This window comes from Cephaloticoccus primus (assembly GCF_001580015.1).
Classification (GTDB): Bacteria; Verrucomicrobiota; Verrucomicrobiia; order Opitutales; family Opitutaceae; genus Cephaloticoccus; species Cephaloticoccus primus.
Genome location: NZ_LSZQ01000041.1, coordinates 24,276 through 48,489, shown reverse-complemented (window position 1 = coordinate 48,489; position 24,214 = coordinate 24,276). Strand labels below are relative to the sequence as shown.

Sequence of the window (24,214 nt, the reverse complement as noted above, 5' to 3'; positions counted from 1 at the left end):
GAGCGCCGTAACGGCGAGGGCCTGCCTGAGCGTCCCTGCGCGGTGAGCTGACTGAAAGGGGGGAAGGTTTGCTGTGTGCATCAAAAAGGCAGCGGTTTCATCCGCGCTGCCTTTCTTATGACAAGGTAAATTTTGTAATACTGGCTACAAGTCAGCATCACTACACCTGTTACTCGTTCACGTGCGCCTTGTTGATGAGGGAGGCGGTTTATCCCCATATACCGAGGGCCTATCTGTGACGCCTCTAGAAGCTCACTGTCAGGCTGGTCTGGATGGAGCGGCCGGAGGAGAACAGGTCGCGCTCGCTACGGGCGTAGGCTTTATCGAACAGGTTGTTCGCGTTGAGGTTGAGCGAGGTGCGCGGCCCGAGGAACTCGGGTTGCCACACGACGTAAGCGCCCCAAACAGCGTAGCCGGGTGTCATATACGATTCGCGATCGACCTTGGACGCGCGGCTGCCGACGAAGAGCGCGTTACCGCCGAGCGTGAGCTTCGCGCGGGCGATGCGTACGCCGCCACCCACCGTGAGTTTGTCGGCTGGCGTCGTGTCGAGTCTGCGTGGACGGGTTTTCTCGCGAGCCGTCATCGTCGAGCCCGCAGCTTGCAGGTACCAGGCAGGTGTCGAGTAACCGAGCTCGATCTCTGCGCCTTCGTAGTCGGCCCCGCCGAGGTTGATGTATTTGGAAAGCTCGTACTGGGTAACGCCGACCGCCGCGAGCTCGGGCGGCACGCTGGGTTGGATCTGCACTTCGGTGGTGATCGGGTTTCGGGCGTCTTGGGTGAAGACCGAAAGCTTCGCCTGAAAGTGGGCCTGGTTTTCAAAGCGAAACTCCAGCCCGATACCGGCCTCGTAGTTTTCGGATTTCTCGGAACGCAGATCGAGGTTTCCTGCGAAATCTTGCTGCCGACTTCCCCGGCGGAAGTGTGTGCCGCCGCGAAAGAGCTGGCCGAGGCTGGGCGCGACAAAGCCCTCCGAGTACAGGCCGAAGAAATACAACCACGGGCGCGGGCGGTAAACGGTACCGACTTTTAGCGCGAGGAAGTCGTCGCTGCTCTCGTGCGCGACCTGGGGCGAGCCGGCCTTGTACTTATCGTAGCGCAGCCCGGGGATAAGGCTGAGCGTCTCGGTGAGCGCGATCTCATCCTGTGCGAAAACAGCGTGGTAGTCGATCTTCCCGTCGGGATTCCAGAGGATGGGCTGCGGTGCGCCAGTGTCCCAACGCACTTGGGTGATCTCGTCCTTAAAATACTCGATGCCGTAAGTGAGGCTGTGGCGGCCGAGCGCGGCGTGCTCAATGCGACTGCGGTTGATAAGGCTGAGCCCCGTGGTTTTCACGATCCGGCGTTCGTCGCGGTCGATCAGATTGGCGGTGAAGCCGATGTCGTAGTTGCCCGTCTCGACCTGGTAGGCACTGAGCTCCAGGTCGATGAGGTCGCTATTGTTCGGGTTTAGCAGGTAACGCGCCTGCGCGCTGTCGGTCTTCGCGGTGCGGTCAACGATGCTGCTGGTGCTCGTGCTACTGGGCGTGCTCGGCTGGCGGCTCTCCTCGCGCGTGACATCCGCCGAGAGCGCGAGTGTCTGCCCATTGGCCGTTTTGTAGCTGGCCTTGAAAAGGCCGCTCTTCGACTCGCTGCCGCTAAACTCCAGATCGTCGCCGGTACCCAGGCGGATGTCGCCGCCATCCCGATAGCTGCCGATGGCGAGCAGATCGAGCCCGCCCGCCGCCGCGTAACCGGCGAGGCTATAAAAGCTCTCTTCGTTTACCGAAGCGTAGCCCGCCTTTACGCGCGCACCAGTGCTGCGGCCCGGCTCCAGCAGGTCGAGCGCGTCTTTGGTGCGCATGGCGATCGTGCCGCCTTGGGCAGAGCTGCCGTAGAGGGCGGAGTTGGGCCCGCGCACGACTTCGACTTGCTTGAGCATGTCGGGCTCCAGGTAAAAGCGACCGCGGCGCGATTGGTTGAAATTTTGGCGCATGCCATCGACGAGCACGAGGACGTGCTCCTGGCTGCGCCCGCGAATGGTAGGCGTCTCTGCGTTGCGGCGCGGGCCGCCTGTGATCTCCACATTGGGGAGCGTGCGCACGGTGTCGCCCACGTTTTGCGGCTGGCTCAGGTCGAGGCTCTTCTGATCCACGACGGAGGTCATCCCGGGCACCTCGAAGGCGCGGCGTGCCGTGCGAGTCGAAGTCACCGTGACGGCGTCGAGATCGTGGATAGTTTCGGCCTGCACATCCGCTGCGGGGCCGCGGGCGGCCGCGGCTGATGCGTCGGCATCACTCGCCTGAGCGTAAGCGCACAGCGAGGCCGTGGCGACTGCTGCGATGAGGAATCCTGGCTTCCCGAGCTTACCGGGAAGCGCGTTCTTGTTGTGTGTGTTTTTCATAACCCGACTTCGTTGGGGATTAACGTTTCCGGGCATGGGAAACCCCACGCCCGACTGGATGCGTCGGGGTAACTAGGCGGTTGCAAACGGATCAGTGGGCGCGGCGCTCGCTGGCGACACGCCCGACAAACTGAACCGGAAAAATGGAGCGCACTTACTCAGCAGAGCTGCGACTAACCCGGCACGCCCTACACGCCTTCGGCAGCGGCGGCGGTCGGAGTGTAGCGGCGCAGCCCGGGTAGGCTGGCGGCGAGGAGCAGTGCGGTGGCGATTGCGAGCACCAGCCAAAGCGCAGTCGCGCTGCGGGCGGCCCGTGCCGGGGCCGCCTCCTCGTCGAAGCTGAAGCGCGGGACCTGGTCGTAATCGTAAAACGCTTCGCCCGCGATGATCTTGGGCTGGAAGTAGTCGCGCAGCGTGTCGTGAAAGGCGCTCGACTGGCGTTGAAAATCGCGATGCCGCTCCATGCCCGTGCCGCTGAGCTGGTTAAAAGCGGACTGGGCAAGCAGCGCGGGCGAAAGAAACTTGAGCGTATCGACGAGCCCCTGCTGGCGCTCCAATTGCTCGGTGTAGCGCGCACGCACGGGCGCGAGTAGCCGCTCCTGCTCCTGATAACCGAGGTGCGCGATGAGCCGCGGATTCGCCTGCGTGCCCGCCGCGACTGCGGCCTGCGTCTCGGCCGAGGCCAGCTCAGGGTGATCCTCGAAGTAAGCGGCGAGGAGTTGGCTCTGGCGGTTGCGCGACTCCTCGGTGACGACGCGCTGCGAATCAATGTACGCCATGCGCGAAGGCACGGGGTAAATCGCCTTTACCGCCACGCTGACCGCAGAGGGCACGATAATCGTAAACAAGAGCCACGCGCCCGCGAGGACGACGGCGTTCGTGGCCGAGCCTCCGCCGCGGCTCGCAACGAAGACCGCGAGCGCCACCCAGAACAGCCCGTAAAAGAAAGCCGCCGCGAGCCAGCCAAAGAGTGCCGCGCCACTCACCTGTGCGAGCACGCCCGACAGGCCCAGTCCGGCAAGCAAAAGCACCACGAGCGCGAGCAGTACGAGCGTGCCGAGGAAAAGCCCGCGGCCAAACGCGACGTGGTTCACCGTGCCGCGCTGCAAGAGCAGCAGGGGCAGCGTGCCCCGCTCCCGCTCGGCAGCGACGAGGTTGTAGGTCAACCCGAGGAGCAGCAGCGGCACGATGTAGATCACGACGAAGGCCACATCGAAGCTTCCGATCAGCAGGCGCTGCGGATTTTCGTACTCGGCTGCGGTGAGCGCGCTCTCGCGCGAGTTGAGCGCCAGCTTGTGCACGCTCGGGTACAAGTCGCTCTGGCCAACAGAGAGCGCGGCAAGCGCCCAGGTCGGCTTCACTGTGTAGGCCACCATCCGCCGCCCTGCAAAACCGGCAGCCGTGCGCGGATCGGAGAAGCTGGGCGTCGTCGCCTCGCCGCTATCGAGCTTGCGGGCGAGCTCGGCAGTCGCCGCCGCCGCCGTATCCATCTCGGCCAGCGCGGCGGCTTGGCGTTCTTGCTGCGCACGCAAACGCGAGGCGCCGTTTGAAATCGCTACGGAACAGAGCGCCACGAGCAGCAGGAGCACGACGACGAAGGTCGGCTCCGCGCGCAGATGCCGCAGTTCCCAGGAGAAGAATCGAAAGTTCATGGTCGTTTAAAAAAACGGGTTGGGGAGAAATGGGTGACGGGATGAGAGACCGTGAGGCGTTTAGAGCGCGCGAAGGCGGCGCGCCGCCGTAACGAAAAACAGGACGGTCGCGGCAAACCACGCGACGAGCGCGACGAGCGGAGCGCACTGTCCGCGCAGCGCGTCGCCCAGCGTGGGCGTCGGGATGACCAGCGGCGGCACCTTGGCCCACAAGTCGGCGCCCGCGAGATACGGGCCACTGCCCTGTTTGCCGTCGTTGAGCAGGATGTCCTCATTCATCGTGTCCTGGATCACGCGGCGATAGGCCTCGGCGCTTTCGATAAAAGCGCGGTGATGCGCGAAGTCCGTCCCGGCCAACGCCCGCGAGAGAGGTTGCAGCGCAGCCAGCGGCGCGATCCACGAGCGGGCGCGTTGGTAGGCATTTTGCGCTTCGATCTGGTCGTGAAGCTCACCGTACGCTTCGTCAAAAACGAGGTAGCCCGCTGACTCGCTTCGCAGCAGTTGCAGCCCGCGCGACGAAAGGCCGTTTAGCTCCTCCACGCCAGAGAGCCCGTACTTCGCGATTACGCGCGGCTCCCAGATCTCGCGCGCCCGTCGGGCGTACTCGGGGTCTTGCTGCTTTTGCGCGACGTTGTTTTTCACCTCGGCGACCGAGGGCACCGGATGGCGACTGGCGGCGAGCTCCGAGAGCGTGCGCGGCACGAGCAGCCCGTTGAGCATCCACACGCCGAGCAGGATGATCAGCGAAGCGCGCGAGCTGCGCACACTGGCCGACACCCCGAGCGTGAGAAACAAGAACACCGCAAGGTAAACGAGGTACACGAGCGCCAGCAGCCCGAAGCGGCCCCAGGCGTTTTCAGTAGCCCCGTCTTGCAGCGCGGCGAGCACCAGTCCGCTGCACAGCAGCGCAGGCACTGCGAGCAGCGCAAAAGCCGATGCCAGCCCGAGCGCTTTTCCGAAAAGCCAACGTGTAGGCGAGAGCCCGAGCGCAGAGACTTGGCGCAGCGTGCCGCGCTCGCGCTCCGCACTCACCGCGCCAAAGCCCACCGCTACAATGAGCAGCGGCAAGAGCAGTTGCAGGACGAGCGCCACCGTCAGGTCGCCGAAACGCTGGGCCGCCGTCGCATCCTCGGCGGGGCGATACAACACGTCGTTTTGCCGGTGCGCCTCCATCCAGGTAGCGACGCCCGCGTAGGGCTCCACCCCCGGGTCGATCAGCGCGGGCGTGAGCCGCGGCTTGAATGCGTAAACCCCGTAGTGCGCTGCGGAGTGAGGATTTTTCTCAGGCTGGTTTAGCCAGCGGTGCTGCTCGGCGTGTGCGGCCTCGCGGCGTTGGGCAGAAATATCGCGGTGGTAAGACCAACCCGCGAACAAGGCGGCGAGCAGCAGGAGCGCGATGATAATGCCCGCCCAGCGGAAGCGGCCATCGCGCAGTGCGCCTTTAAATTCGTGGCGTACGATTGTGGAAATCATGGGAAAAGTGGGAGTCTTCGGTGGAGTAAAGCGGCGTAGTTAGCGGAGGAAACAGGCGGGGGAAAAACGAGACGGCCCCTGTGCGGAAGGAGCCTTGGGGGGGGGCGGCGGAGGGCGCGGCTACGTGCGGTGCAATGTAGAGGCCACAAAGGCATGCACGCGTGCGCGCTCCTCCGGGAGCTCGCCGCGGCCTAGTCACGCATGGTTTCCAGGTAGAGCTTCTCCAGATCCGTGTGGCTGATCTCGGCCGCCGTCAGCTCGCGCACCAGCGAGCCATGCCGCATGATGCCCACACGCGTGGCGTCCTCCTTCGCGCGAAACAGATCGTGTGTCGCCATCAAGATCGCGACGCCGCGCTCACGCAGTCGGCCCAGCAAACGGCTAAACTCATGCGAGGCGCTCGGGTCGAGCCCGCTCGTCGGCTCGTCGAGGAGCAGCACCTTCGCCTCCTTCGCCAGTGCGATCGCGATGCCGACTTTTTGGCGCATGCCCTTCGAGTAACCACTCACGCGCCGCTCGTGCGCCTCGGGCTGGAGCCCCGCCTCCGCCAAAAAATCGTGCAAGCGCGATTCGGCATAGCGATGCCCGCCCAACTCCGCGAAGTACGCGAGATTCTCCAAGCCCGTGAAGTGCCCGTAGAGATTTACCTGCTCGGGGATGTAGGCGAGCCGCCGCTTCGTCTCCAGCGGCTGTTGGACGACGCTTAGCCCGTCGATCACCGCCTGGCCCTCGTCAGGCTGGATGAAGCCGAGCAAGCAATTGATCGTTGTCGTCTTGCCAGCGCCGTTGGGGCCGAGCAGCGCGAAGAGCTCGCCCGGGGCGATTGAGATGGTCAGGCCGTTGACAGCCGTGTGGCTGCCGAAGCGTTTAACGAGGCGGTCGATCTGGAGCATGGTTGTGGGTCTGGGATTTTAGCGAATGATCAGAAAATTGAGGGAACAGGGAGGTGGGGAGGCGGACGTCGGGCGGGCAAAAGGCGGGCCGCGCGTTGGCATCGGCGATCAGCCCGCGTGGGGCGCCAAACCGGACGACACTGAGACGAGGCCAGCCGGAGCGGACACAGCCTCTGCCAGCGCGCGCTCGAACCAGGAAACCGTCGCCGCCAAATGCGACTCACCGTAGAGCCGCCGAAAATCCCGCGTGTGCGAATCCGCCGCATCACGCAGCGCCGCGAGGCGGCGCTCGCAAAACTCACGCGTCAACGGCTGGCGGCAGCGCTGCTCAATGCAAACGCGCCATTGGGCGTAACTCGTCGGGATAATCGCAGCATAGCTCATGGCTTGTAAATCAACAGGGATTGGCAGGGGAGTCGCAGGGATTTCAGATGCGGGGAGATCAGCTATTAAGACCAACTCTCAAGTCAATGATCTATTTGAAACTAATTCTCACTAGATAGCGCCTCCGCCCTGATCCCCTTCCCCCTAGCCTCCTCTGCCCGCTGCCAAATTCGTCAATCCCCGCTCTCCCCTCCTCCCCCCCCGAACTCCTCGCTCTCCCGAATACCACGCCCCCTACCACGACCGAAAAATCGCAACGAAACTCATTAACTCCAAAAAATCGCCCCAACGGGTGCTCCCAATTACCGGTTCACAATCCTCGCGAAGCGACCCCTGCGCAGCAGCTAAACCAGAACGAGCTTCCCATCCAAGTCGCGCAAAGCAGGGCCACAGACTCTTTTATTGGCAAAGCCCCCCGCCCCTCGCCTCCCCTCAGCCCAAGCTCACGGGGTCGACGTCGAGGACCTGAATGATGTCGCTGGGCCAGGGGAATGCCTGCTGCAGGGCCACGAGTTTGGGGACAGTTTTGGAAACGTTTTCCGTAAAATACCAGAGCTGCCAGCGGTAGTGATCCTTCACCTTCTCAATCGGCGAGGGCGAGGGCCCGCGCAGCTCGACTCGCCCTTGATAATCGTGCCAACCGTCGGTATGGATTGACGCTAGTATCGGTCGTTATCCTTGGTCGGACCGTAATAGGGTCGCCTTTGTAGCATTCAAGACGATCTCAATGTAGACGCAGTCGCCCTTCCTGAGCAAATCAAAAACAATGGACTTCTCCAAGGCTCCTCTGCCTCACTCACTTCAAATACGCCTCGGACGTAGTACGATTCACTTAGCTTCGAGTTCCCCCAAATAACGCATTACCTTTTTATATTAAAAGGTTAACGAATAGGGCATATCATCTATTTCTTAAGTTTCAATGCCATTATAGTCATATTTTCCGGCCGTGTCACGGCGGTGGTCATATGACCACCGCCGCAAAAACCAACTCAGAGTTTGTATTTCACTTCCCAGCCGGGGCGGTACTCCCGCTTCACGAACTGGTTGGCAAGGTCGAAATTGGTAACGCGCATGTTTTTGCTGTCCCATTGTAACTTGAAGTCCCGGCCGAAACCGCGACCTTCCATCTTCATGTTCGCCGTGCGAATGGCCAAGTTACCCAATAGTGCGGCCTCAGTAAGCGGTCCAGCAATATCAAAGGAGGAGCTCAGCTCCTTCTTGCCGTATCCGGCCAAGCAGGCCTCTACCCACTGGGCGGCGTGTCCAGGGCCCCACACGTTTCCACTTGCCAATGGTACCCGCGGATACTTCTGCGGCACCTTCACCTGTCGTGACGTGGGTAACAACCGGGGATTTCTACCATAAACGCCAGCTAAGATCTTTCCCTTAGTGCCAACCAGCAGAGCGCCGTTGGAGCCTAAAGGCTCATCAGGGCCAAGCTCATCAGGAATAGGAGGCGTTATTCCTCCATCCATCCAATACAGAGTCACCGGCCCTTGCGTGCGAGAGGTCTTAGCAAAGCGCAAAGTGGCATATGAGGATGGTGGAACGCTATCGAAGAACTCGTCGCGGCGGAAGTGATCCTTGTACACCGTGCCAGCAGAGGCGTGCACCTCCTGCACCTCTTGTAGCCCTAGCACGCTAAAGGGGAGCTCCATTAAGTGACAGCCCATATCGCCGATTGAGCCCGTACCGTAGTCCCACCAGCAGCGCCAATTAAACCGGTCCACAAAATCTCGGTAAGGAGCAGTGCCTAGCCATAGGTCCCAGTTCTTCTCTTTGGGGATGTGATAGTTGGGCACATAGTCCAAATCCTTCGGCATAGTGGCATTGGGGCTGGACCAGTGAATACCTGCCGGCCACACGGGACGGTCGGTCCAAACATAGACAGTGTGCACATCACCGATCGCACCAGCCTCGTACCACTCGCGAGCCAGACGCGGTCCATCATCAGAAGCTCCCTGGTTCCCCATCTGGGTAACCACCTTGTAGCGTTTGGCAGCATCTGTCAGGACGCGCGCCTCCCAGATATCGTGAGTCATCGGCTTCTCCACGTACACATGCTTGCCTAGCTGCATCGCTGCCAAGGCTTGGATCGCGTGATTATGATCGGGTGTGGCAATACACACCGCATCAATGTGGCGCTGCTCCTTATCGAGCATCTCACGGAAGTCCGCGTAATACTTCGCCTTCTTGTAGTGCTCCGGATCAGGGGAGCCCTTGGCACCGAGAGCAACCTCAGCTTCATCCACATCACACAGGTAGCCGATTTCCACTTTGCCGCTTTTGTAACAGTTATGGAGATCGCCAGCGCCTCGACGTCCCGCAGCGATACCAGCCACGACCAATTTTTCACTGGGAGCAACGAAGCTCGATCCACCCAACACATGCCGGGGGACGATGGTAAAGGCGGCAGCGGCAGCCGAAGCTTTTTTGAGAAACTTCCGTCGTGAGGTTTTTGTTTTCATAATTACGGTTCAGGGTTTAGGAGTTGACGAAACAAAGTCGAGTGCAACTAGGTGAAGATTCATAGGAAGGATAAGAGCAGCCAGCCGGTCATGAAGTTCCACGCTTCGACTCACGAGTACGCGGTTATACTCCCGCCTTCGCTCGATGCGACCGACATTCAGGGAAGGCTGAGCTTTTGCCGCGATACGCGTGACAAAATGCGCAGCAAACTGCGGAAAGGTTGGGCACAGCACAGGCACAATTGGGCATCGTGTCATCATTTGGGGGATGGGGCGGACTAAGGGAAGCGACGTAAGTGAAAGGGCTCATCCTCCGGATAGCAAGACAAAACTCCGCAAAAATTAAATAAAATCCCGCCGGCCCGCTATCAACATGCTCTTACAAAGGGGCGTCGTACTCATAACCGCACAGCTTTAATCTACCTATTTAACTATTAATAAGCAATTTAAGTTCAATTCCCCAAGAAGAAACTCGAACCCGCACACCTTTCGGCACAGGCTTGGCGATGCCCAAGCAACTCTCTCTCAAAAAGTGTTGCCACTACCACAGGCTCCAGTCCCACTGTGGCGGCGGCCCTCGAATCATGCTGAAGGCCATTAAAGTTGTCATCCAGTTTGCCAACCGCCTGCCTACCAAGTCAGTGAGTCGCCTGACTCTCGGCTCACCTTTTCGATGGTAAAAATTAATAGTCAGGCAGCCCTCCCTTCAAGTCCTTGAAAACTATTATTTGCTCTTCAGGATATTCAATAAAAATATCTCCCTCCGAGAGCCCTTTAGGCAGCCTATCCTTATCATGCCTCACAAAGTCAGAATCAGGAAATACATTTCGTGAAAAATACAGAAAATAATATCCTTCTTTGATTTCCTCAACGGCATCATGCTTATCCAAAATTCTCACAAAACCATACCTATTTTTATTAGCATAATAAGATACTGACCTTCCCAGTATATTCACAATCCTCAATCCAATAACCCGCCCCTCTGCTCGCCCCATGCCATTAATCAGCTCCAGTATTTGAGATGCATGAGAGTCGAAATCCCACAACGTGGTTTTGTAAAAATTAGCCCGTAGGGTAAAATTTGAAGAAAGGGCCAGCACTAGCACAGCTAACAACCCCGTACCAATCCAGCGCCCCAGGCCACATAAGCAAAAGCAAAGCGAGAGCATCATGAGTGGGTACAAAAACAAGCTCACTCGATCTATTGGGTATTTAACCCCAGCGAGAGAGTGAGCGCAGATAATTAGCAAAACAGACAAACCAGCCACACCGACAAATAGCCACGAGAGCGAAGTCCTCCACTTTCTGGAAAAGGAAATACCTACAACAGCTATACTAATACACAAGAATGAGTTCAGCAAGTATGGAGCAAAATAAGATGCTTCAAAATTACCCAGAGTATATCTAGTAAGTGACAGTAGCGTATCGCTATAAAACCCTCGACTTCCACCATACGCCAGCCCATTATACTTCTCCAATCGGAAAATTGGCACAGAAATCGCAGCAAGCAATGCAGCACCAATCAAGGAACTATAAATTAATGATCTTCTAAAGATTGACCAATCTCTCCTCAAAAAGATAGTTATATTCAAGACCACAATCAAAGCTATCTCGAAATAAATCATAGAAAATATACTAACAACCGAAAGCGCCCCTAAAGCTAAGCTTTTACAAAGGCTAGAAGTTGAGAATCTCCTTATATTATCAGAAGCGAAACACAAGGCTCCCATCATAAACGCAAGCGACAATCCGTACCCCCTCGCGAGACTAAAAAACTCTAGCATAAAGGGGTTACAAATCAAAAGAACAAAACACCCGATACCGTAGAACCCAGGCAAACCCCTTGATAGAATCCTGCAGGAGAAATACAAATAGAGCAAAAAGGAAATTAAGTTTGGAACTCGTGCAAAAAATAGGGACTGAGCACCAAACAAAAAAACAGCCTTAATCAATATTGTATTAAGAATATGGTTATTAGCTATGGGGCGTGCTTCAAATAATATATTGTAAATCGAGTGGGGCACAAATTCCTGCAAAGTCACCACTTCGTCATACGTTACCCCCACCCTTATTGCTCTTAGCAAAACATAGGAAAAGAAAGTGAGTCCTATTAAAATATACCCGACTGTGATCTTGTTTATTTTCACAACTCCAAGCGGACAGTCGGAAGGCTCAAGAAGATCGCCGCGCGCCTAAATATGACGCAGCGTGCGCCAACCGTTTGGGGCAGAGTTTGGGATTAGCGCATCTTCTAGGCTTAACCCCACCGTTTGGGGCCCAACCAACTAAAATCCATTCGGCCTCAAAAAGCTGCCTTATTTCTTAGCTCTGGCAGTAAACTAGCCCAGGCTCACGGGGTCGACGTCGAGGACCTGGATGATGTCGCTGGGCCAGGGGAATGCCTGCTGCAGGGCCACGAGTTTGGGGACGGTTTTGGAAACGTTTTCCGTAAAATACCAGAGCTGCCAGCGGTAATGATCCTTCACCTTCTCAATCGGCGAGGGCGAAGGCCCGCGCAGCTCGACCCGCCCACTCTGCCCCTCACTCCCGTTCCTTGATTCGCTGCCGCCGCCCCCATCTACTCCACTCTGCCCGCGCGGATTTGCGGCACCCTCTGCGCCACCTTGCCCAGTCGCACTGCCCCGTTCACTTGCGGTTGGCGCAACATTCGGCTCACCCGCACTGCTTTGCCCGCGCGCGGCTGCCGCGGCATCTGGCCCGCATTCGATACTCCCGTTCTCGCTGCCCTCACCGCTTGCGATTACCGCAGCGGGCTCCCTGCCCTCGCCGCCCTGCCTCTCGTTCCCACCGCTTTTCATACCAAGCTCGGCCTCGACTTTGCGCGCCCACTGCTCGGCGTAAAAAGCGAGTTTCTCCGGATTGGGGCCGCGAAACAGGTGTTTAATCAAATGCCGATAGGGCGGGTACTTGAAATCGCGCCGCAGCTTGAGCTCTGCCTCGCTGAAGCCCGCAAAATCCGCGTGCCGCGAAAACTGGATCGGCTCGGCCTGCGGCGTAAAGGTCTGCACGATCACTTCGCCCGCGAGGTCGCCCCGCCCGGCTCGCCCCGCCACCTGCACGAGGAGCTGAAAGGTGCGCTCGCTGGCGCGAAAGTCCGGGATGTGCAGCGAGATGTCGGCATCGACCAGCCCGACGAGCGTGACGTTGGGGAAGTCCAGCCCCTTGGCGATCATCTGCGTGCCTACGAGCACGTCGATTTTTCCCGCGCGAAAGTCGCCCAGCACTTCGCGAAACCGGTTTTTACGTCCCATCGTGTCGGTATCCATCCGCTCGATGCGGGCGCGCGGGAGCACGCGGCGCACGGCCTCCTCCACCCGCTGCGTGCCGAGCCCGCGCCAGCGAATTTTCGGGCTGCCGCACTTGGGGCAGCGCACTGGCGCGGGTCGCTGCGCACCGCACAAGTGGCAGCGCAGCGTCTCATCCGTGCGGTGGTAGGTCATCGCGATGCTGCAATGCTCGCACTCCTCGACGTGTCCGCAGTCCTGGCAAATCATCGACGATGAGTAGCCGCGCCGATTGATAAAGAGGATCACCTGCTCGCGCTTTTCGAAGCGGTCTTGCATCGCGTGCACGAGCCGTTGCGAGAGAATCGCCGCCCCGCGCGAGCGCATCATCTCCACCCGCATGTCGACCACGTCGATGAAGGGCAGCCGCCGGTCGTCCACCCGCTGCTTGAGCTCCAGCAGCGCGTACTTCCCCGCCTGCACATTGGCGTAGCTCTCCAGAGACGGCGTGGCCGAGCCCAGTACGCAGTGCGCCCGCGCGAGGTGCGCGCGGTACACCGCCACATCGCGCCCGTGGTAGCGCGGCGACTCGTCCTGCTTGTAGGCGGGCTCGTGCTCCTCATCGACGACGATCAACCGCAGGTTTTGCACCGGCGCAAACACCGCCGAGCGCGCGCCGACCACGACTCGCGCCTCGCCGCTCGCCAGCGCCAGCCAGCCGTCCAAGCGCTCGCCCTCGCTCAGGTGGCTGTGCCACACGATGCAGGCATGCCCGGGCGCAATCGCTTCCAGTCGCGCGCGCAAGCGTGCCACCGTCTGCGGCGTGAGCGCGACCTCTGGTACGAGAAAAATCACCCCGCCGCCCGCCTTCAGCGCGCGGTCAATCGCATGCAGGTAAACTTCCGTTTTCCCCGAGCCGGTGACGCCGTGCAGCAAGCTCACGCCGAAGCCGCCCCCGTCCAGACGAGCCTCAATCGCGCTCGCCGCCGCCGCCTGCTCCGCATTGAGCGCCGGAGGCTGCGCGGCGGCCACCTCGCCGCTCGCCCAGTCATCCGCGTACGCATGCCGCACCACGCGCCGCCGCTCCTCGCGCACGAGCCCGCGCTTGATAAGGCCGGCCACGACCGAGGCCGAAACGCCCAGCCGCTGAAGCACCGCGCCCTTCGGCTGCGGATGCGCCTGCCCTTCGAGAAACGCGTACACCCGCGCCTGCTGCGGCCCCAGCGCGCGCCCGCCGCCTGCCGCTCGGCTCTGCGAGCCTTCGCCGCAGACGGCGGGCATCGGCAAAGCGCGCAACAGCACCTCCTCCTTGATCGCGGCGCCGTTTCGCACCGCGACAGGGATCATCGTCTCGATGATGCTATCGAGCGAGGCCGCGTAGTAGCGCGCCATCCACTGCGCGAGCCGGAGCAGCTCCGGCGTCAGCGCGGGAAACGGATACACGAGCTCGGCCAGCGATTTGAGCTTCGCCACGGGAAAATTCTTCGGCGCCCCCACCTCGCCCACCACACCCAGCCGCAGCGCATTGAGCACCGGCACACGCACCAGCGAGCCCACGCCCACGCTCCCGCACAGCCGCTCCGGCACGCGGTAGTGCAAGAGCTTGTCGAAACCGGCCAAAGGGTGGACGCCCACAATCATAGCCCGCGCATCACGTCAGCCCCGCCCACGCGCCGCCAGATTTTTAAGGCCCCAAAGACCCGTTTATTGGGCCCAATCTTTGGCCGGCTTTGGCACGCACCCTACTGATCGCAAATCCACGACCGCGTATCCCCCCCGCACAACCAGCGGAAAAATGCGCTGAGTACTCCCACCAGTCGTGCAAATAAATTGAAACGGGGCCCTCTGCGGAATATACGAATAAACAACGTATTCCTACTTGCGTAAAACTCCTTTCGTGGTAGAGGCCGCACTTTTGCAGAATGCAGAATGCAGAATGCTTGGATGCGCGTTTAAGCAATTTCAAATCCCCCAACGCCGTACTGGCACTTATCGTAGGGTTCGCCCTCGCCGTAATTCCAGCACGCGCACAACTCGTTATCAGTGGTACCCACACCATAAAGACCACCAAGGGAAAAGTGGTTGAGATCGACGGCCCGATCACCGGCAACGCCTCTTCGATCCTCAATATCGTTGGCGAAGGCCGCGTAGACCTTTCCGCAGCCAGTCCCGACTTCATCGGAAAAATCTTTGTCCGTGGAGGCGAGCTTCACTTTCATCATGAAGGAAAGATCACCAACTACGCCACAATCGTGGTCGAAAATGGAGGCATCTTAAACTTGGAGGAGCATCCCGTTGATGTAGACCGAATCGGCGGCAGGACTTCCATAACCCTATCGGCAGGAACTCTGCGATATGTAGGAAACCCCAAAGAAGGAGGCAATGGAGAAGGGCTTGGCTCACTTCATCTCATTGGAGGAGCCAACGTGATAGATATAGTTACAAGAAACGAAACAGACCGAGTCAGCCTCATTTTACACAAAGATACCAAACGAGAAAATGAGGCCACGCTCAATGTCACAACCAACACTTCCTTTACTGCAAACTTCAGAAAAACCCATATACGCTGGAATGCGGGAACACCTATTGATAAAACCTTCGAGCTGGTAGGAAATATCATTCCCTGGGTCACAGTCGGAGGAAAAGGCTGGGGAAGCATAATCACAGACGGAGACACCCGCTACCTGGTCGCCCTGGATCAATACGACACAGGCCCCGATAACGAGTGGAACGGGATGAGTAATGTCAGCCTGAAAAAGTCTATTAACCTCAACGCAAATCGGACGATCAACTCGCTTCGCTTTGAGTCGGAGGGTACTGCTAAATTATCTCTAAACCTGAATGGGAAAACGCTCGAAATAGGATCCGGCGGAATCCTGACCACAGGAAGAGGTGACTATTCGCTCAGTGGAGCTGGTCGCATCACGACCAGCGCAAACCGTCCGATTTATATTCATAGTTACAGCAACCTCACTATCGCTGGATCCTCTCAGTTTACAGGAAGTCGAAACCTGATAAAAAGCGGATCGGGCTCACTCTTTATAAACAGCACTGCGCGGCATTACTTTCACACCATGAGAATCCACCAAGGCAGGGTGGTGGTAAACAAAGGGAGTATTGAAGCTTCAGATAGAATAATCGTGGGCGACGGCGCGGGAAGAGACGAGCTCGTGCTCCCCAAAAAGAGCAAAGACCCGATCGTCGCGCCCAAAGGAGGGCTGCCCTCAATCACACTCAATGGAAACCCCTATGGGCCAGCGGGTGACGAAGCCGTTTTGCGACTTGGCGGCGGCACACAGCAACGACTCAAAAACCTGCATATCGAAAACCGCGGAACAATCGATTTTGCCGGAACGGGTAACATCCTCTTCCTCGACGAACTCAGTTTTAACGACGCCAAGGCCAAGCTTCTCATTCGCAATTGGGACGACGGCTCCGACTACCTGCTCGTGAAGCGTAATAAAGGCGACAAGGCCGTCCCGCCGGTCCTCGGTCAAATCGAGTTTGAGGGCTACAAAGGCAAGGTTCGCTGGGCGCGGCACTACCTGAAAGGCTACGACGACTACTGGCAAATCACCCCAGTCCCCGAGCCTGCCACTTACGGGGCGGCGTTCGCCGCATTGGGGCTAGGGCTGGTCGCGCTTCGGAGGCGCGGGCGCGGCGGTCGTGGAGGTACTGTGCGTAGTGGGTGGAGTTGCCGGTTTGCTCGGGCCAAACAGAAGCTCGCGCAGCGAAATTAGATCGCGGCCGGGGCGCCACTCGCCGCGCTGCCGCTGCACGAGTTGCTTGGCGGGCTGGGTCGCCAGCAGAGCCTCGTTTACCGAGGCGATCTGCATTTCTCCTTCGCTCCGGGCGCCGAGCTGCGCCGCACTTAGCGGCGTCCAGCGAAAGGGGATGCCGCTGGGGTCGAGGTCGATCTGCCAACCGGCTTGCTCGCCCAAGCGGGAGCCGCTTGCGGCACCGCCGCGCCCCTGCCCGCGCACGAGTGCCGGATAACGCCGCACAAAATCGGGCGTCGCCCGCGTAGCGATTCGCAGGCTTACGGCAGGCTGCATCTGCGCAAACCAGTCGCTCATCGTCACAATCCGGCCTGCGCGCTGCGCCTCGAAAAATGCCAGCGGGTCAAAGCCCATCAGGTTCATCCCGTTGTAAAGTCCGTGATGGTTGGGACTATCGAAGCCACGGCTGGCGTACCACGCGGGGAAGGCGTCGCTGAGCCGCAGCCCGATCTCGAAGTGCAGATGCGCGCGCGACGCCGGTATCACATAGCCACCCGCGCTGCGGCCCATCCGGCCCAGTACTTGCCCGCCCGCCACAAGCGCACCCGGGCGGATGTCCGCCGCGACCGAGGCGAGATGCGCGTACAGCGTGTACACCGCGGGCGAGTGCGCCGGATGTTCGAGGACGACATAGCGCCCGTAGCTGCTGTGCTCGGGCTGTGCATTCACGTGCCGCACCACACCGGACATCGCGGCAAACACGGGATCCAGCGGCAGCCCCGCCGCGTCGCGTCGCAGGGGTTTTATGTCGATCCCTTCGTGGAAACGCGTCCCCCCGTTGCGCACGCTGCCGTAGCTGCCGCTCAATGGATTTCCCGAAACAGTGGGCTGCAAAAAATCGCGACTCGGCCGCCCTTGTGCCCAGGCCGGATGCGGCGTCGGCCAGTGCAGCTCAAGCGGCGTCACCGAGTGGTTGCCGCTGTCTGCCGCGAGCGCAGCCGCGCCCGAAAACAGCCCGCATACGCACGCCAAACAGATTAGCAGCCGCCTCATCATCGTGTTATCGCGCGGGCGGTTACCTGGCCTTCGCCGTTTGGGCCTGGATGAACGCGGCGGTGGCGTTGAGCTCGCGCACCAGCTCGGAGAGCGCGGAGTCGGGCAGCTCCACAAAGGTAAACAAAACGCCGCCCTCAATCGCGCCATCCAGCACGCGCGCACCCAGCGGCTGCCCGTTGATCAACAGCACGAGCCGCTTCCCGCCCTGCGACACGCTCATCCTGTAAAGATCGCGCGCCGCCGGGCCCGTCAGCCGAAACGCAAGGCAACGCCCGAGGTCGACCTGCACCTCCGCGACCTCGGCGATGTCGTACTCGCTGATCACCGGCTTGGGCACGACACGCAGCACCACTTCGCTGACGGGCAGCACCAGCTCCACTCCCGCCTGCGGGGCATCGGCCTCCAGGAAAAAGCGTGCCACCGCCGAAGGGGGCGGTGTGGGCTTGCGCCACGAGGCACAACCGCCACCGCAAAACGCCACAGCCACCACGACCGCAAAAGCGAAAATAAAAATGCTGCGGATCATTTGGAGTAAACCTTGGGGGCCGACACACTGATGCCCGCTCCGCTTGACCGTCAAGGAAGGCCCAGAGACAGGGAGCGCACGGGTGACTCCACTGCGCGTGGGGCGGTGGCGGGGCGCCACGTGCCATTTCAATTTGGGAATCGCGCTTCGGCACTACGTGCCGAAGCGCGATTCCCAAATTTAGAATGCCTCCCCCCCCCTGTTGCTTCGCAACAGGGCAGGCAACACCAAACGCGGATGAAGCGAAAACCCGTTGGGGCGATTTTTTGGGTTAACCGGTAAAATGCAGCTTGGGCTACGGCCCAGCGAGGCCGCGCGTTTTCGAACGCTTCGTTGGGCGGTGAGGCTACGGTTTTTCAGCCTCCGTGTCAGGCGGCTTCCACGTCAAAGGCCGCCATCATCTCCAGACCGACGGCGTCGGCCAGCAGCCGGCCGCGATTGGTAAGGCACAGCCGCTCGCCCTTCCCCTCCGGCCGCTCCTCCTGCCCCGCCCACACTGCCAGCCCTTCGGCGATCAGCCGCTGCGCGAGCTGCTCCACCTGTGCCCAAGGCGCATCCGGCGCACGCGCGCGCCACGCCTCAAGCGAGACGCCTGCATTCATCCGCAGCCCAAAGATAAACGCATCCTCGGCGAGCTGCGCAGGCGTCAGCCGCAGGCGATCTTCGGTCATTCGCTCGCCCCTCCCGCCCCTCCCACCGCGCTGCACGCGCTCCACCCAGCCGCGCAAGTCCGCGATATTTGCGCCGCGCCAGCCCCCGTGCTGCGAAGCCGCCGCGGGCCCCAGTCCCACCCATTCGTGCATCGCCCAAGTATTCAGGTTGTGCCGACACGCGTGCCCGGGCCGCGCGAAGTTGGCGACCTCGTACTGCGCGTAGCCCACCGCCGCCAGTCGCTCCCAGGTCCGCTCGTAGAGCCGCGCTTCGTGCTCGGCATCCAGCTTCACGCGCCCCTGGGAGAGCTTCAGCCACAGCGCGGTGTCCTCCTCAAAAGTCAGGCAGTACGTCGAGAGATGATCGGGCGCTAGCGCGACCGCCTCGGCGACATCGGCCTCCCACTCGGCCTGCGTCTGCCCGGGGAGTGCGAACATCAAGTCCAGGTTCACGCTCGCAAAACCCGCTGCGCGGATTCGCTCGTAGGCGCGGTAAACCTGTTCGCGCGAGTGCTGGCGGCCCAGCGCATCGAGCAGCGCGGGCTGAAAACTCTGCACGCCCATCGAGATCCGCGTGACGCCCACCTCGCGCAGCGCGGCGAGCCGCGCCTGCGTCACCGAGGCCGGGGCTAGCTCCACCGTCCACTCGAAGTCGCCGCCCGAGTCAGCGGCATCTCCGTGCACGCAATAGCGCCGCGTGATTTCGCCCAGTCGCCGCAGCGCATCGGGCGAGAGCAGCCCGGGCGTGCCCCCGCCCCAGAACACCGTGCTTGCCGCGCGCGGCCACTGCACAAGCGCAGCCTCGGCCTCCAGCGCGGCGAAGTAGTCGCGCACATCCGCTGCCGTGGGCCGCACCTGATAGAACGCGCAAAAATCGCAGGTCGATGCGCAAAACGGCACATGCACATACAGCCCCAGTGGCGGCGGCGGGAAGCCGACCGATTGGCGGGGCTCTGCGCTTGAGCCAACCGCCGTCGGAAGCCTAGGCACCAGCTCGGGCCTCGATATCGGCGGCGCAGCCTCGGCCCCGGAGCCGCCGCGGCAGTTTTCCACCGCTGGCGCTCCCGCAAAAAAAGGGGGCTTAGACCCTTGCGCTAGTAAAGCCGCACTCATTACCTCGCTGCTTTAACTGACTGGCCCCTTGCGAAAACCAATGCAAAACTCTCGTCCCACTCTCGCGCGCCGACTGTTCCTGTGGATCAGTGCCCTTTGCTTACTCGCCCTCGTCCCCGGGTGCAACGATGTGGTTTTGAGTAACCTGACGCCCAGCTCGATGACCGAGAATCCCTCGCGCATCTACACCATCACCCTGCGCGTCGACGAGAAACGCAAACGCATCGTCCCCGGCAGCGTCGCGCCCCACATCGTCATCGACGGTGAGCGCCACCCCATGAAGCCCAGCCAGAGCGGCAGCGGTTTTTACGAATACGACTACCCGCTCGCGCCGGGCCGCAACGAGTTTGCCTACTACTTCCTCGTTAACTACGAAATTCGCAGCAACGACCGCAACGTCCCAGCCGAGAGCTACACCGAGCTCAGCCGCGCCAGCGTCGCCGGCCGCTACGTCTACTCGCTGGAGGCCAACCGCGGGCCCGTCGGCGCACGCATCAGCGTGATCGGCCGCGGCTTCACCCCGCAAGACACTGTGAGCTTCGACGGCGCGCCCGTGCGCAGCGCTTACGAGTCGCCCAGCTCGCTCAGCTTCTTCGTCCCGGCGCTCGCAACCGGCCGCAGCTACCAGGTCGCACTCTCTGGCGCGCGCGGCGCCACCCCGCTGGGCAGCTTCCGCATCGACGGCAGCACGCTCAGCGTCACGCCCTCCGCGCTGAGTCTGCGCACCGGCTCCAGCCAGCCGCTCACCTTTACGCTGCCCAACCCCGCGCCGCTCGGCGGCCTGCTCCTCGACGTCACGACCGACATCCCCGAGAGCGTCATCATGGACGAAGTGATCGTCCCCGGCGGCCAAAGCTCTGTCACAATCAACGTGCAAGGCGGCGCTTCCGGCACCGGCAGCCTCTTCCTGAAAGGCTACGAAGGCGGCGAACTCACGATCCCCGTCCGCGTCACCCAGTAAGCGCGCAGGAACGTAAGCCAAAGCGGCGCTCGCTTCTCCCTGGCTCTACTTGGGAAACCCGCGCGGGCGAATTCCGCCAGACACGAGAGCGGTGCTCAGGGGAGCTGTATGCATGCCGGCCGGCAGCCACTCTCACGCTACACAACTGCGCGTTTTCTCCAGCTAGACGCCCTCCCCCACTTCAGCTTCTCCTCTCCCTGTTTTCCCATCATGGCTTCCTCCAATAACACCGCCCCGGTACGCGCGACCTGGATCTGCCTCGGCCTAGCCTGGGCTTTTTACTTACTCCCGATTCCTGGTCTGAGTGGCACCGTGGGTAGCGCGCTCTGCCTGGCCACCTTCATCCTTTCCATTATCGTCATGTGCAAGGGCGAAGCCACTAGCGGCCTGATCCCCATGCTGCTCGTGATTTGCGTCTCCCCCATCGTCTACTTCATCGGCTTGGGAATAATGTCGATGTTCGTCATGCTGGGCGTGTCGGAGCTCGCCGAAATCCCTGTCCCACAAAACTAGTCCAGGGGCCAGTGCGACTCGCGCTCTTGGAGCTGGGCCAAGCAGGCCCTTGCCGGATTCCCTCCTACAATGCTCCACAAAGGCTGAGCTCCTGAGCGGCACTTTCCGTTTTGGCTAAAACTCCAAACGACACTTCCCCCGTTTGAGGTTTTGTGCTGGGGATCATGGCTTTCGCCAAATGTCACCCGCTCAGCAAATCGCCCGACGCCGTACCCTCGCAATCATATCGCACCCCGACGCGGGCAAGACGACCCTCACCGAAAAGTTCCTCCTCTACGGCAACGCGATCCACCTCGCTGGCTCGGTGAAAGACCGCAAGGCCGCACGCGCCACCACGTCGGACTGGATGGAGATCGAAAAGCAGCGCGGGATCTCGATCTCCTCCACCGTCTTGCAATTCGAGTACGCGGGCTGCGCCGTCAACCTGCTGGACACGCCCGGGCACAAGGACTTCTCGGAAGACACCTACCGCGTCCTCACCGCTGTCGACGCGGCACTCATGGTCATCGATGCCGCGAAGGGCGTCGAAGCGCAGACGCGCAAGCTCTTCGAGGTGTGCCGCCGACGCGGTGTACCGATTTTTACGTTTATCAACAAGTGCGACCGCCCCACGCGCGACCCGCTGGAGCTGCTCGACGAGCTGGAAACCGTGCTCGGCATCCAAGCCTCGCCCGTTAACTGGCCGCTGGGCAATGGGCCCACCTTTCGCGGCGTCTACGACCGGCTCGACGCGCAGCTCCACCTATTCGAGCGCGTAGCAGGCGGCGGCGCGTACAAGGCCCCCGTCAAGGTCGCCTCAATCGAGGACGACGCGATCCGCGCGCAACTCGACGCGCACAGCCTCGCTGCGGCGACCGAGCAGCTCGCCATGCTCGACGGCGCGGGCCACGCCTTCGATCTCGCGCAGGTGCACGCGGGCGCACAGAGCCCGGTCTACTTCGGTTCGGCGATCAACAACTTCGGCGTCGAACTGCTCTTGCGCGGTTTCCTGCGCGACTCGGTGCCGCCCGCGCCGCGCCGCTCCGTGAGCCGCCATGTGCCCGGACTCCCCGCGCCGACGAGTGCGGCCGAAGTGCCCGTCACGCACGAAAGGTTTTCCGGCTTCGTTTTCAAAATCCAGGCCAACATGGATCCCAAGCATCGCGACCGCATCGCCTTCGTGCGCGTGTGCTCAGGACGCTTCACGCGCGACATGACGGTCACGCATCAGCGCACGGGAAAGACCGTGCGGCTCTCCTCCTCGCACAAGCTCTTCGGTCAGGAGCGCGAGACAGTCGATGAGGCTTGGCCGGGCGACATCATCGGCCTGGTCGGCCACGGCGAGTTCGGCATCGGCGACACGCTCACCGAAGATCGCAGCATTTTCTACGACGAGATCCCGCGCTTCCCGAGCGAGGTCTTCGCCTACCTGTCCAGTGCCAGTCCCGCCGAGGCCAAGAAATACCGCGCCGGCCTCGCACAGCTCCTTCAGGAAGGCGTCGTGCAGTCCTTCCACGTGCGCAACGCGCCGTCAGACACGACGCTGATCGCCGCCGTCGGCACGCTCCAGTTCGAGGTCGTGCAACACCGACTGCGCGCCGAATACAAGGCCGACTCCCGGCTCAGCCCCGCACCGTGGACGCTGCTGCGTTGGATCGAGCCGCACCCGCGGCTCGCCGACCTCAGCTCAATCGTCGTCGCCAGCGGCGTGAGCTTTGGGCACGACAAGTTTGAGCAGCCCATCGTCCTCTTCCCCAACGAGTGGACGCTAAATTATTTCGAAGAGAAAAACCCCGAGCTCAAACTCCACGCGCTGCCGCTTGAACAGGTCGGCACCGCAGCAAAAGCTGCAACAGCCGCTGCGACGACGGAGGGGAAAGCCGAGTGATGAGGCGTGACGAAAAAGCATGCGGCGGCAAGCAGCCGTGCTCGCGCCGCCCGATGCGTCACACGTGGGCACTCGGCCTGCTACTGCTCTGCGGGCTCTTCGCGCTGGCGAGCATCGCGCCCGTACACGCAGCCGAACGCGCCAAGAAAATCGCCCCCACTCCCAAGGCGGCCGCGACCAAAGCACGAGCACCGAAATCGGCTTCCCCAGCGGCTTCTGTGCCAGCTCCACCGCCCTATAAAAGCGCCATCGTCATCGACGCTCAAACTGGAGCCGTACTCTTTGAAGATCAGGCCGACCGGATCGCACCGCCCGCGAGCATGACCAAGCTCATGAGCTTCCTCGTCGTGCACGATGCGCTCGCCAGCGGGCGGCTCCGGCTCGACTCCCCCGTTCGCGTCACCGCCGCCAGCGCCCGCGTAGGCGGCACGCAAGTTTGGCTGCGCGAGGGCGAAGTCTTCCCGGTCGAGGAAATGCTCTACGCTCTCATGCTCCACTCGGCCAACGACTGCGCACACGCCCTCGCACTCGCAGCCAGCGGCTCAGTCGAAGCCTTTGTCCAGCAGATGAACGCACGCGCCGCCGAGCTCGGCCTCACGCTCACGCGCTTTCACAACCCCCACGGCCTGCCGCCCTCCCCACCTGCACAACGCGATATCGCCGCTGGAAACCTCAGCACCGCGCGCAACATCGCCACACTCTGCCGCTACCTCGTTGGCCACACGAGCATCCTCGATTACAGCTCGACGCAGCGGCGCAGCTTTCGCCCCGGCGACCCCAAACGCCGAGTCGATATGCGCAACCACAACCACCTCTTGGGCAAAGTGCACGGCGTCGATGGGCTCAAAACCGGCTACACCCGCAGCGCTGGCTTTTGCCTCGCCGCCACTGCCGAGCGCGACGGACAACGCGTGATCGCCGTCATCATGGGCGCCCCCAGCTCCAAGGCCCGCGACCTCAAAATGATCAAACTCCTCGACCAAGGCTTCGCCGCCCTGCGCAACGGTGCCGCGACTCGCGCCGCCGTCGGCGAAACTCCACACGATGCCGAAGGCCAAATCCGATTTACGATCCCCAGCTACACCGCTCCTCCAACAAAACGCTAACGCCAACCAAGCCGCGCAAAAACCACGCTCTCCCCGCGCCTACGCCAAAGGGCTTACCCATGCGGGCGATTTATTTGGTTTACGGGAAAACCCGTAAACCGCCCCACCCGTCCGGAAATACCCACCGTCCTAGATTTAGCGACACACGACTTTTGCAAAGCACGGCCAAGGAATGGTGCGCCTTCGCAATCAGCCAGCACCAACT

At 61.2% G+C, this 24,214-nt stretch carries 17 protein-coding genes; 6 read left to right on the top strand and 11 right to left on the bottom strand.

All coding sequences use genetic code 11. The features are described from left to right. Positions 1-244: 244 nt before the first annotated feature. The 4 genes from AXK11_RS04880 to AXK11_RS04865 all read right to left on the bottom strand — a co-directional run bounded on the left by AXK11_RS04880 (position 245) and on the right by AXK11_RS04865 (position 6,401). On the bottom strand, positions 245-2,383 hold the full coding sequence (locus tag AXK11_RS04880) for a TonB-dependent hemoglobin/transferrin/lactoferrin family receptor (protein WP_068629877.1): 2,139 nt from the start codon (positions 2,381-2,383) through the stop codon (positions 245-247). A gap of 188 nt (positions 2,384-2,571) precedes the next feature. After that, a complete protein-coding gene (locus AXK11_RS04875) occupies positions 2,572-4,035 on the bottom strand; it encodes a DUF3526 domain-containing protein (protein ID WP_068629876.1) in 1,464 nt (487 codons plus the stop codon). A gap of 60 nt (positions 4,036-4,095) precedes the next feature. Then, a complete protein-coding gene (locus tag AXK11_RS04870) occupies positions 4,096-5,508 on the bottom strand; it encodes an ABC transporter permease subunit (RefSeq protein WP_068629874.1) in 1,413 nt (470 codons plus the stop codon). 191 nt (positions 5,509-5,699) lie between these two features. Then, positions 5,700-6,401: an ABC transporter ATP-binding protein gene (locus AXK11_RS04865; protein WP_068629872.1), complete on the bottom strand. Its 702-nt coding sequence runs from the start codon at positions 6,399-6,401 to the stop codon at positions 5,700-5,702. Between the two features lie 213 nt (positions 6,402-6,614). On the opposite strand from AXK11_RS04865, the gene AXK11_RS09760 reads away from it, so the two are divergent. Continuing rightward, positions 6,615-6,794 carry a hypothetical protein gene (locus AXK11_RS09760; RefSeq protein ID WP_156469212.1) on the top strand — a complete coding sequence of 60 codons (180 nt, stop codon included), beginning with the start codon at positions 6,615-6,617 and terminating at the stop codon, positions 6,792-6,794. Between the two features lie 423 nt (positions 6,795-7,217). Here AXK11_RS09760 and AXK11_RS10200 read toward each other — a convergent pair whose 3' ends face one another. The 4 genes from AXK11_RS10200 to priA all read right to left on the bottom strand — a co-directional run bounded on the left by AXK11_RS10200 (position 7,218) and on the right by priA (position 14,139). Next, positions 7,218-7,364 (bottom strand): hypothetical protein, encoded by a 147-nt coding sequence (locus AXK11_RS10200; protein ID WP_156469211.1) that lies wholly within the window; start codon positions 7,362-7,364, stop codon positions 7,218-7,220. A 410-nt stretch (positions 7,365-7,774) separates the two neighbouring features. Next, positions 7,775-9,253, bottom strand: a complete 1,479-nt coding sequence (locus tag AXK11_RS04855; protein ID WP_068629868.1) for a Gfo/Idh/MocA family protein — start codon at positions 9,251-9,253, stop codon at positions 7,775-7,777. A 683-nt stretch (positions 9,254-9,936) separates the two neighbouring features. Then, on the bottom strand, positions 9,937-11,400 hold the full coding sequence (locus AXK11_RS09750) for a hypothetical protein (RefSeq protein WP_156469210.1): 1,464 nt from the start codon (positions 11,398-11,400) through the stop codon (positions 9,937-9,939). Between the two features lie 192 nt (positions 11,401-11,592). Beyond that, the gene (gene priA, locus AXK11_RS04850) at positions 11,593-14,139 is read right to left on the bottom strand and encodes a replication restart helicase PriA (protein WP_082780902.1); all 2,547 of its coding nucleotides are present in this window, start codon (positions 14,137-14,139) and stop codon (positions 11,593-11,595) included. 281 nt (positions 14,140-14,420) lie between these two features. On the opposite strand from priA, the gene AXK11_RS09745 reads away from it, so the two are divergent. Continuing rightward, complete coding sequence (locus AXK11_RS09745) at positions 14,421-16,238, top strand: PEP-CTERM sorting domain-containing protein (protein ID WP_156469209.1); 1,818 nt, start codon at positions 14,421-14,423, stop codon at positions 16,236-16,238. Here AXK11_RS09745 and AXK11_RS04835 read toward each other — a convergent pair. The 3 genes from AXK11_RS04835 to hemW all read right to left on the bottom strand — a co-directional run bounded on the left by AXK11_RS04835 (position 16,125) and on the right by hemW (position 19,502). After that, positions 16,125-17,270 (bottom strand): M23 family metallopeptidase, encoded by a 1,146-nt coding sequence (locus tag AXK11_RS04835; protein WP_082780916.1) that lies wholly within the window; start codon positions 17,268-17,270, stop codon positions 16,125-16,127. The two genes, AXK11_RS09745 and AXK11_RS04835, sit on opposite strands and share 114 nt — an antisense overlap. Before the next feature lie 22 nt (positions 17,271-17,292). Next, positions 17,293-17,799 (bottom strand): hypothetical protein, encoded by a 507-nt coding sequence (locus tag AXK11_RS04830; RefSeq protein ID WP_068629860.1) that lies wholly within the window; start codon positions 17,797-17,799, stop codon positions 17,293-17,295. A 368-nt stretch (positions 17,800-18,167) separates the two neighbouring features. Next, entirely contained in the window at positions 18,168-19,502 is a 1,335-nt protein-coding gene (hemW, locus tag AXK11_RS04825; RefSeq protein ID WP_231865761.1) for a radical SAM family heme chaperone HemW, read from the bottom strand. Between the two features lie 100 nt (positions 19,503-19,602). On the opposite strand from hemW, the gene AXK11_RS04820 reads away from it, so the two are divergent. The 4 genes from AXK11_RS04820 to AXK11_RS04805 all read left to right on the top strand — a co-directional run bounded on the left by AXK11_RS04820 (position 19,603) and on the right by AXK11_RS04805 (position 24,009). Beyond that, complete coding sequence (locus AXK11_RS04820; RefSeq protein ID WP_068629857.1) at positions 19,603-20,523, top strand: IPT/TIG domain-containing protein; 921 nt, start codon at positions 19,603-19,605, stop codon at positions 20,521-20,523. 210 nt (positions 20,524-20,733) lie between these two features. Further along, on the top strand, positions 20,734-21,036 hold the full coding sequence (locus AXK11_RS04815) for a hypothetical protein (protein ID WP_156469208.1): 303 nt from the start codon (positions 20,734-20,736) through the stop codon (positions 21,034-21,036). Between the two features lie 178 nt (positions 21,037-21,214). Then, on the top strand, positions 21,215-22,903 hold the full coding sequence (locus AXK11_RS04810) for a peptide chain release factor 3 (RefSeq protein WP_068629853.1): 1,689 nt from the start codon (positions 21,215-21,217) through the stop codon (positions 22,901-22,903). A 53-nt stretch (positions 22,904-22,956) separates the two neighbouring features. After that, positions 22,957-24,009 (top strand): D-alanyl-D-alanine carboxypeptidase family protein, encoded by a 1,053-nt coding sequence (locus AXK11_RS04805; RefSeq protein ID WP_197456806.1) that lies wholly within the window; start codon positions 22,957-22,959, stop codon positions 24,007-24,009. Positions 24,010-24,214: the final 205 nt, after the last annotated feature.